Annotated in this window: 11 protein-coding genes and 2 riboswitches; all 11 genes read left to right on the forward strand. The window is 38.2% G+C overall.

The window, feature by feature from the left end; all coding sequences use genetic code 11:
* Positions 1 to 1814: aldehyde ferredoxin oxidoreductase family protein (locus M663_RS0100960; protein WP_273702569.1), on the forward strand; the 1814-nt coding region annotated here is incomplete at its 5' end.
* Between the two features lie 83 nt (positions 1815 to 1897).
* Positions 1898 to 2203 carry a radical SAM protein gene (locus tag M663_RS15005; protein ID WP_273702570.1) on the forward strand — a complete coding sequence of 102 codons (306 nt, stop codon included), beginning with the start codon at positions 1898 to 1900 and terminating at the stop codon, positions 2201 to 2203.
* Positions 2204 to 2297: 94 nt separating this feature from the next.
* Positions 2298 to 2936 (forward strand): SPASM domain-containing protein, encoded by a 639-nt coding sequence (locus M663_RS15010; protein WP_273702571.1) that lies wholly within the window; start codon positions 2298 to 2300, stop codon positions 2934 to 2936.
* A gap of 16 nt (positions 2937 to 2952) precedes the next feature.
* The gene (locus M663_RS0100970) at positions 2953 to 3174 is read left to right on the forward strand and encodes a MoaD/ThiS family protein (RefSeq protein WP_003868640.1); all 222 of its coding nucleotides are present in this window, start codon (positions 2953 to 2955) and stop codon (positions 3172 to 3174) included.
* A 17-nt stretch (positions 3175 to 3191) separates the two neighbouring features.
* Complete coding sequence (locus tag M663_RS0100975; RefSeq protein ID WP_029687611.1) at positions 3192 to 3869, forward strand: HesA/MoeB/ThiF family protein; 678 nt, start codon at positions 3192 to 3194, stop codon at positions 3867 to 3869.
* A gap of 45 nt (positions 3870 to 3914) precedes the next feature.
* Positions 3915 to 4032: riboswitch (molybdenum cofactor riboswitch) on the forward strand.
* 623 nt (positions 4033 to 4655) lie between these two features.
* On the forward strand, positions 4656 to 5348 hold the full coding sequence (gene mobB / locus M663_RS0100980) for a molybdopterin-guanine dinucleotide biosynthesis protein B (RefSeq protein ID WP_003868642.1): 693 nt from the start codon (positions 4656 to 4658) through the stop codon (positions 5346 to 5348).
* A gap of 215 nt (positions 5349 to 5563) precedes the next feature.
* Positions 5564 to 5687: riboswitch (molybdenum cofactor riboswitch) on the forward strand.
* A gap of 201 nt (positions 5688 to 5888) precedes the next feature.
* Complete coding sequence (locus tag M663_RS0100985) at positions 5889 to 6773, forward strand: substrate-binding domain-containing protein (protein WP_009052266.1); 885 nt, start codon at positions 5889 to 5891, stop codon at positions 6771 to 6773.
* A 14-nt stretch (positions 6774 to 6787) separates the two neighbouring features.
* Entirely contained in the window at positions 6788 to 7486 is a 699-nt protein-coding gene (locus M663_RS0100990; protein WP_003868644.1) for an ABC transporter permease, read from the forward strand.
* 50 nt (positions 7487 to 7536) lie between these two features.
* A complete protein-coding gene (locus tag M663_RS0100995; protein WP_003868645.1) occupies positions 7537 to 8298 on the forward strand; it encodes an ABC transporter ATP-binding protein in 762 nt (253 codons plus the stop codon).
* A 185-nt stretch (positions 8299 to 8483) separates the two neighbouring features.
* On the forward strand, positions 8484 to 8981 hold the full coding sequence (locus tag M663_RS0101000) for a MogA/MoaB family molybdenum cofactor biosynthesis protein (protein ID WP_009052268.1): 498 nt from the start codon (positions 8484 to 8486) through the stop codon (positions 8979 to 8981).
* A gap of 1 nt (position 8982) precedes the next feature.
* The coding region (gene glp, locus M663_RS0101005; RefSeq protein WP_029687612.1) for a gephyrin-like molybdotransferase Glp at positions 8983 to 10201 on the forward strand (1219 nt) is incomplete at its 3' end.

A 10201-nucleotide genomic window follows, 5' to 3' on the forward strand; every position in this document is an offset into this window, starting at 1 on the left:
GGGGGTGGTTTCTTGTGTTTGGGTATGCCGGCAAGATATTGAGAGTTAACTTAACAGAAAGGAAATTCAAATTTGAAGATCTTAATTTAGAACTTGCAAAGAAATACATAGGCGGAAGAGGGCTTGCAAGCAAGATATTTATGGATGAAGTTGATCCAAATGTTGAACCCCTAAGTCCAGAAAATAAGTTAATAATTGCAACAGGACCACTTACAGGAACACCAGTTCCAACTGGTGGAAGATACATGGTAATCACTAAATCACCGTTAACAGGAACTATTGCATGTTCAAATTCAGGTGGATATTTTGGTGCAGAATTAAAGGCAGCAGGGCTTGATATGATTATTTTTGAAGGAAAGGCAGAAAGCCCAGTTTATGTTGCAATTGAAGATGATAAAGTTGAAATCAGAGATGCATCACATCTATGGGGAAAGCTTGTTTCTGAAACAACCGATGAACTTAAAAAAGAATATGGTGATAAATCAAAGGTTCTTTGCATAGGACCTGCGGGTGAAAAGCTTTCTAGGATTGCAGCGGTTATGAATGACTATGATAGAGCAGCAGGACGTTCTGGTGTTGGTGCTGTTATGGGGTCTAAGAACGTGAAGGCGATAGTTGTAAAGGGTTCCAAAGGGATTAAATTATACGATAAAGAGAAGGTTAGAGAAGTTGCTAGAAATAAAACAAAGATGCTTCGCGAAAATGGAGTTACGGGTGAAGGGCTACCAACTTATGGAACGGCAGTTCTTGTCAATATAATCAATGAACACGGAATTTTTCCAGTTGCTAATTTCCAAAGGGCCTATACAGAACATGCTGATAAAATAAGCGGAGAAACTATGACAAGGGAAATACTTGTGAGAAAGAATCCTTGTTATGGGTGTCCAATAGCTTGTGGAAGATGGATAAGATTAAAGGATGGCCGTGAGGTAGGAGGTCCTGAATACGAAACTCTCTGGGCATTTGGTGCAGACTGTGAGGTTTATGATATAAACGCTATAGCTGAAGCAAATTATTGGTGCAATGAATATGGTCTTGATACTATTTCAACTGGAGCTACTATTGCAGCTGCTATGGAATTATATGAAAAGGGATATATAAAGGATGATGAAATAGAAAAAGATGGATATTCCTTAAAATTTGGTGATGCAGAAGCTGTTGTTGGATGGGTTAAAAAGATAGGTGCAAGGGAAGGATTTGGAGATAAGATGGCAGAAGGTTCATATAGACTTTGCGAAAGCTATGGTGTGCCAGAACTTTCGATGTCAGTTAAAAAACAAGAACTTCCCGCTTACGACCCAAGAGGAGCTCAAGGACATGGACTTGAATATGCGACTTCTAACAGAGGTGGTTGTCATGTAAGAGGATATATGATATCTCCTGAAATATTAGGTATACCTCAAAAGCTTGATAGATTTTCTCTTGAGGGAAAAGCTGAATGGGTTAAAACATTCCAAGATTTAACTGCTGTTATAGATTCGCTGGGACTGTGCCTATTTACATCTTTTGCCCTTGGTGCTCAAGATTACGTTGACCTTGTAAATGCAGTTTGCGGAACTGATTATACTGCAGAAACATTATTAGAGGTAGGCTCAAGGATATACACATTAGAAAGGCTGTTTAATTTGAAGGCAGGAATCGATCCAAAAGAGGATAAACTGCCAAAGAGACTTTTAGAAGAGCCTATTCCTGAAGGCCCATCTAAAGGACATGTTCATAAATTATCAGAACTGTTACCAAAGTATTATGAGGTAAGAGGATGGGACGATAATGGATATCCAACGAAAGAAACTTTACAAAAATTGGGAATTTGAAAAATTATTAAGGCCCGTAAAAGGCTAATGCCTTTTAGGGCCCTTGTATATATATTAAAAATCAATAGCATGGAGGATAATATGTGAGCTTCAAAAAATTATACATTGAGTTGACAGATAAGTGCAATTTAAACTGCAAGATGTGTTATAGACGCTCATGGGCTGAAAAACCAAAGGATATGGAGAAAAAGGTTCTATATAAGATACATAGTGAAGTTGTAAATAAAAAATTAAATGAAATCGTCCTTGGTGGCATTGGCGAACCAACGTATTCACCCCTTATATATGATGCTATCTCATTATTTTCAAGCTTTAATTTAACAATTACAACTAACGGAACGCTTCTTGATGATAAGTTAAAAAGTCTTATTGTTGATAATGTAAATTAAAATCGTTGTTTCTATTGATGGACTTGAGGATAAATATAAAGATATTAGAGGATTTAATTTAAAAGAAGTTTTAGAGAACTTGAAGGATATATATTTGATAAAAAGAAAGAATAATAAAGAATATCCGCACGTTGTAATTCAATTTGTTGCATCAAAAGATAATATAGAAGATATTTTTAGTGTATTGGATATAGCAGAGACGGTAAGTGCATACCAAGTTATTATTTCAAATGTCATTCCTCAAACTGAAGATTATAAAGATAAAATATTATATACGAGGTATGAAAATAAATTTTTAAAGGATTTATTTGAAAGACTAAGAATACATTCGTTTAGAAAAGGCATAAATCTTACTCTGCCGAATATTGAACTAAAAACGGAACGATATTGTAATTTTATTGAGGAAGAAGCAGTAGTTGTTGGCTCTGATGGATATGTTTATCCGTGCTATAGGTTTTCCCATACTACTACTGAGTATGTTTTCGGAAGAAAAAAGAAGGTTTTTAAACACTCATTTGGAAATATATTGGAAAAAAGCTTAGATGATATTTATGAAAGCAATGAATATAAAAATTTTAGAGCGAGAGTTTATAATAATAGATATCCTTCGTGCCTCGATTGCGATCTCGTTGATGGGTGTGATTTCGTTAGAACTTCCGAATATGACTGTTATGCTATAAAACCTTCATGTGCAGATTGCCTTTGGAGTAGAAGGTTTGCTATATGTCCTTAATTGAAGGGGTGATATATTGATTAAAGTAAAATTATTTGCAACCTTTAGAGAAGGAAGACAAAAGGAAGTAAATTTTGATTACTTTGAAGGAATTACCGGAAGGTTTATAATAAACAAACTTAACATAAAAGAAAAGGATGTAGCAATATTTTTAGTAAATGGACTTGATGGGAAGCTTGATGATCCTCTTAGTGATGGAGATGTGATTTCCCTTTTTCCACCTGTTGGTGGTGGTTGAGGGAAAGGAGTGTCTTTATGGGAAGATACGGCAGAAATATGAATATGCTATCTAAGGAAGAAAATGAAAAACTAAAGGACTTCAGGGTTTGTGTATTGGGATGTGGAGGATTGGGTGGGTATGCTATTGAAATGCTTGGTAGATTAGGTATAGGATATATAACTGCAGTTGATAAGGATGTTTTTGAGGAAACGAATTTAAACCGCCAGATTTTAAGTGATATGAATTCATTGGGTAAAAGTAAAGCATTAATGGCGGTGGAAAGAATGAAACTTGTCAACCCAGAAGTTTTTGTAAATGCTATTGTAGATGAATTTAATTTTGAAAATGGAAAAGATATCATAAAAGGACATGATATTGTAATCGATGCTCTTGATAATATTGAGGGAAAGCTTACTTTACAGGATATCTGCGAGGAGCTTGGCATTCCATTTGTTCATGGTGCTATTGCGGGCTGGTATGGGCAGGTTACTACAGTTTTTCCTGGCGATAAGACGCTTAAGTTTTTGTATAAAAAAGAAATGAGGAAGGGAATTGAAAAAGAACTTGGCAATCCTTCGTTCACTCCTGCTCTTGTTGCTTCCATTCAAGTTAGTGAAGCACTAAAAGTTTTGATAGGAAGAGGAGAAGTATTAAGACGTAAGGTGTTATTTATAAATACCTTTGAGCAAGAATATGAGATTATAGTTCTTTGAAATTGGTGTACTATTGTAACGAAAGGACGAAATAAACTTAATATTTTATTACTTATTCTCCGAGTCTATAATCCTAAGGCAAGAGCTATGGATTATAGGCCGATAGGGTAGTGCTGGAAACGGTGCTGCCTCCCGCCTGGAAAGGAGAATAGGAAGGCTGCTATTCTCCTTTCGCATACTAAAACGAAAGGAGTTTTTTTATGAAGGTTCTTTGTCAATAGTTGGGGTGGGTATTTTTTCTGAATGTTGTTATTGTAGGTCCTAAGAGTGATCCTGCAAAGGTACATCAAGCGGGTTCCCGCGGCGAGGGCTAAAGGTGGCTTGTTTCCGAAGGTAATATGAGGTTTCAAATGCTTGTAGAAGAGCTGTGAGAAACCTGAACTTGCGAGAATGTTTTATAATAGTAAAAGTGGCTTTCTACAGATTTAGAGCATAGTCGCAGAAAGGGCAACGATAAGTATGATGATTTTTTAGGAGAGGGCTTTTCAGGTGCCCACTTATGTTTATACACTTTACGTTGTAGCTTCTGGTAGTCCTCAAGGTCTTTGCCGAAACTGCGCAAAAAGAGAGGAGGAGTGCTGCATACAGGACATTCATCGACATCTACTTCAGGAGGCTTAATGTGCCTGACATTCGACAACTACCAACTTCGACTCCAAGGGGAGGGAATCTTTCTTTTTTCTCAAATTTTCTCAAATCTTTTGGTATCAAATGTTGTAAGGTTTGATAGCCCTTAAAGGAGGAAGCATATCTGACAAACTGTCAATACCCTAGGAGGTATTAAAATTGAAGATAATAGGTGTTATAGGAACAAAAGATACAGGTAAAACCACTCTTGTAACAAAAATTGTTAGAAAATTAGTGGATGAGGGGTACAGGGTTGCCACCCTGAAACACACCCATACAGGCTTTGATTTTGCAGATAAAGACACTGGTAAACACAGAGAAGCAGGGGCAGAGCTTGTAGTCGGTAGTGGAGAAGAAACCTTTTTTCTTCTTGGTAGGAAAATGGTGCTTGATGAACTTGTAGGTACTATCCAGCTTCTTGGGGATTTCGATTTCCTGGTTATCGAGGGTTTTAAAGAGATGCCCCATGCAAACATTTCTACTTCCACTGAAAATGAATTCACGATAAGAAAGGTGGATCCATTCTCCCTTAAGGAGGAAGAATTGGATGAACTCATTGAAGTCATAAAGAACAGAAGTTACTGTTTGCTGCAGGGGCTTAACTGTAAAAAGTGTGGTTTTGAATCATGCAGGGACTTTGCAATGGCAAAGGTCCAGGGAGCTGCAGATGATATAAACTGTAAGAGCCAGCCAAAAAGGGCTCTTCTGAGAATAAATGGTCACCCGGTACCTATGAATCCATTTGTACAGGAATTTATATCAAAAACAGTTCTTGGTATGATCGATGCACTTGACATGAAAAACCACGAAATTGAGAAGGTTGAGTTAATTATAAGAAATAATTATGAATAATGCACCATAAACGCATAGATGAATTGAAATTATTAGTTTAGGATAATTACCACAGACTTAAGGATCTTATGACAGGAAGAGTAATGTGAAGTGTTATTAGTCTTTTTAACCAATGCTGGTGTTCTTACTATAAATAATGTTGGGGTGGACAAAAATTATGTATCTAAGATCGCTTGACGAAGCTAATTAATCGAGATAAAAAAATTATTAAAGTAAGGAGAATAACTCTCCGAGCCTTTATGTCTAAGGGGCGAAGAGCCCTATGAGATAAAGGCCGATAGGGTATTGATGGAAACATCAATGCCTCCCGTGTTGGAAAGGAGAGGCAATGCATTTGCATTTATGCAAAGCAAGAATGCGTAAGGTAAAGTAATTGTGTCCTTGCTTTGCGAAAACGATGCAGTGCCTTCTCCGGAAGGCATTTTTTTGTACCTTTGTTAGGGACTAATTTCAATGGTAAAAGCTAAAGAATGGAATCTTTCCAGTTTTAATGGGTAAGGTTTAAACAAAAACTAATAGTGATGATGGAGGATGAATACCATGGCAAGAATATCAAAGAAGTTTTTGATGATCCTTTTATATTCTATTTTGTTGTTTAGTTTATTTTCTCTGAACGGTTGTACAGGTTCTAAAACTTCAGAGAAGATTTCCCCAGGTAATCGAGATGTAATTTTGGCGACAACAACAAGCACGCAGGATAGTGGGCTTTTGGATTACCTTTTACCGATCTTTGAGAAAGAAACAGGATACAAAGTAAAAGTGGTTGCCGTGGGGACAGGACAGGCTTTGGAGATGGGAAAAAGGGGGGAAGCAGATGTTCTTCTTACACATGCTCCTGCGGCAGAGAAAGAACTTGTGGACAACAAGGATGTTATAAACTATCAGTTGGTAATGCACAATGATTTCATTGTGGTTGGTCCTTCAGAGGATCCAGCGCAAGTTAAGAATGCGGTTTCAGTAGAAGCAGCCTTTCAGGCGATTGCTGAAAAAGGTGTACCGTTTGTTTCGAGGGGTGATGATTCGGGTACACACAAAAAGGAATTGAGTTTATGGAAAGCAGCAGGGATTGATCCCAAGGGAAAGTCGTGGTATATAGAAAGCGGCACAGGAATGGGACAAACGCTCCTTATTGCTAACGAAAAACGGGCGTATACACTAACTGATCGGGGAACATACCTTGCATACCGCGATAAATTAGATCTTACCATTGTTCGAGAAGGAGATAAGGGTCTTCTTAATATTTATCACGTCATGCAGGTTAACCCCGAGAAACATCCTGGGAAACACATAAACAGCGATGGAGCCAAAGCTTTTGTGGAGTTTATGATTTCGCCCAGAACGCAGGAACTTATTGGCAAATTTGGGGTAGACAAATACGGAGTGCCGCTCTTTTTCCCCGATGCCCAAAAAGGGGAAGTAGAATAAGGAGTTGAATAAAAGTGGAACTTATTTGGGAAGGCCTGAAAGGAGCATTCAAATTTCTTTTTCATGGGGATCCAGAAATCAGAGAAATTACTCTTCTTTCTCTTAGGATTGCTGCGTGGGCTATAGGGATAAGTTCAGCCATTGGCCTTCCACTTGGGATTGCACTTGGAGTAAGCACGTTCCGTGGCAGGGATTTTCTTCTGACTTTAGCCAATACCGGCATGGGACTTCCACCGACAGTTGTGGGGCTTTGGGTAGCTATTGTGCTATGGCGTACCGGCCCTTTAGGAGGACTAAAGCTGATTTATACTCCTACTGCCATCATCATTGCTGAAGTAATTCTTACCGTGCCTATTATTATAGCTTTGGTAGCTGCAGCTGCGTCGGATAAAAAAGCTAAATTACACGATTTTTTTCTTTCTTTAGGGTTGAACCCTCTTCAATATATGTGGCTTTTACTTCGGGAAATTCGTAGCTCAGTTTTAACAGCAATCATTGCCGGTTTTGGACGTGCAATTTCGGAGGTAGGAGCAGCAATGATGGTAGGAGGGAACATCGCTGGGGAAACCCGCACGCTTACCACCGCTATTGTTCTTGAAGTATCTAAGGGTGAGTTTGACCGCGCGTTAGCGATAAGTTTTGTACTTCTTGCCTTATCGTTTTCTATTACTGCCTTTATTACCCATCTTCAGTATCAACAAAACTTAAAGTAGAAGCGGGAAAAACAAGAAATAATTAGATTAAAGAAAGGAGGTAGAGGAGTATGAATTATATGTTTGAACGCAAAGCTACCGATTTTCGGGATATAGAGAATCAAACGCCGGTTATTATAGCCGAAGATATTAGTGTACGGCGCAATGAACGCTTTATCCTGCGAAACATAAGCCTCGTTTTGCATCAAGGGGAACGTTTGGGACTTGCGGGTCCCAATGGTTCAGGAAAAAGTACGCTCCTTAAAGTCTTATCCTTACTAATTCCACCGTCTTCTGGGAGGCTTACAGTTCTTGGCTTTATGGGAGACGGGCGGTCTTCAGTGACTGTTCGCCGAAAGATGTCTATCGTCTTTCAACAACCGACGACGCTCACAGGGAGTGTTTTGCAAAACGTGAGTATTCCCCTGCGCATGCGAGGACTTTCTGCCCGAGAAGCAACCAAGCGGGCATATGAGTGGCTTAAGTGTTTTGATTTAGAAAAGCTTGCTTTTCAGCGGATACATACACTTTCTGGGGGAGAACTTGCACGTCTTCAGCTAGCAAGGGCGTTTGCTATGGAACCGGAAATTTTGTTCCTTGATGAACCTTTTGCAGCAGTGGATGCTACTTCACGGAGTCCACTAAAGGCCCTTCTTCGGGAGATTCTGGCAAAAAACAAGGTTTCACTGCTTCTTATTAGTCATGATTTTCGTGACCTTCTCGATCTTACTGAGCGCACGCTGGTTCTTTTGGATGGGCACATTGTTGCACAAGGTAAAACCCAAACTTTGCGCATACAATCTCCACTCGTGCGTGAGATTTTTCCGGAGTAAAGTTTTTCGGGATACAAAGGTTGCTCAATATGTCTCTACTCTATACCATACTTATTTAAGCAGTTTGCGAAAAAAGTTTTTTATTTCAAGTAGAAGGAATACTAATTACTATACTTTTATTATAAATGAAGGCAGGATAAAAAAATAAATTAGTGGGGGAAAGCAAGAAAGGGGATGATAAATTAATGATTAAAGTTGCTATTTTGACTGTTAGTGACAAGGGTTTTAGAGGAGAGAGAATTGACACAACATCATCTGCTATAAAAGAAGTTTTAGATCCAGCGATATATTCTATTGAAGAAATAAGAATCGTTCCAGATGAAATAGAAGATATAAAACGTGAACTAGTAAGATTTTGTGATGAATTAAAAGTTGACCTTGTTTTGACAAATGGAGGAACTGGATTTTCAAAGAGGGACGTAACACCAGAAGCAACGATGGCTGTGGTTGAGAAATTGGTTCCTGGAATTCCAGAAGCAATGAGGGCAAAGTCTTTAGAAATAACTCCACATGCTATGCTATCCCGCGCTGTTGCAGGAATTAGAAAGAGCACTTTAATCATAAATCTTCCAGGAAGCCCTAAGGGGGCTGTTGAAAACTTAAATGTTGTTTTACCTGCTCTTAAGCATGGAATTGAGATTTTAAAGGGTGAAGCTTCAGAATGTGCAAGAAAGGACGATTAAAATGGAACTTTTAAAACTTGTTACAGTAAAAGAGGCAAAGGAGATAATAGAAAAAAATATTAGTTTTAAACTTGGAAAAGAGAAAGTCAATATTTTAAGCTCATTGGGGCGAATTCTGGCAGAAGACATATATGCACCGGAAAATGTTCCCGATTTTAGAAAATCAACCGTTGATGGATATGCTGTGATTTCGAGTGATGTTTTTGGAGCAAGTGAGAGTTTACCTGCAATTTTAAAGCTTGTTGGAGAAGTCAAGATAGGAACGGAACCAACCCTGGATATAATGCCAGGAGAGTGCATGTATGTTCCAACAGGGGGTATGCTTCCTAAAAGTGCCGATACTGTTGTTATGATTGAATACACAGAAAAACTTGATGATGAAACTATTTTAGTCAATAAACCAGCTGCGCCCTTTCAAAACATAATTGAAATTGGAGAAGATGTAAAAAAAGGTGAACTCATTTTAAAAAAAGGCACAAAATTGAGACCCTACGAAATAGGGGTTTTATCAAGTCTTGGAATATTAGAGGTGGAGGTTTATAAAAAAGTAAAGGTTGGAATTATTTCCACAGGCGATGAGATAGTGGACCCTAAGGAGAAAATTAATAAAGGACAGGTCAGGGACATAAATAGCTATCTGTTATACTCTCTGTGTCTTGAAGAAGGAGCAGAGCCTATTCTATACGGCATTGTTAAAGATGATTATGAAAAATTAAGAGAGAAATTGCAAGCGGCAATAAGTGAATGCGATTTGGCTTTGATGTCGGGTGGCAGTTCAGCCGGCAACAAAGATGAAACTCTCAGGGTTATAAGTTCATTTGAAAATTCGAATATTTTTATTCATGGAGTTGCTATACGACCTGGGAAACCTACGATTGTTGGAAAAGTAGGTGATAAATTCATATTTGGACTTCCAGGGCATCCACTGGCCTGTGCGGTAATATTTAAAACCCTTGTTATTCACTATTTGGACAGGATAAGGAATTTTGAAAGAGAAGAATATCCGGTTGAGTGCAGGTTTGCCGTAAACTATCATAAGGCTGAGGGTAGAGCAGAATTTTTACCTGTTAGTATAAAAGAAGTGGAAGGAAAATTAATTGCGTATCCCACTTATTATGAATCAGGACTTATATCTCGTTTTGCAAAATCCTTTGGATATGTTTACATCGAAAAAGAATTAGAGGGCATATCTGAAGGACAAATAGTTAAAGTTTATAAAT

This window comes from Thermoanaerobacter sp. A7A, from assembly GCF_000445185.1.
GTDB lineage: Bacteria > Bacillota > Thermoanaerobacteria > Thermoanaerobacterales > Thermoanaerobacteraceae > Thermoanaerobacter.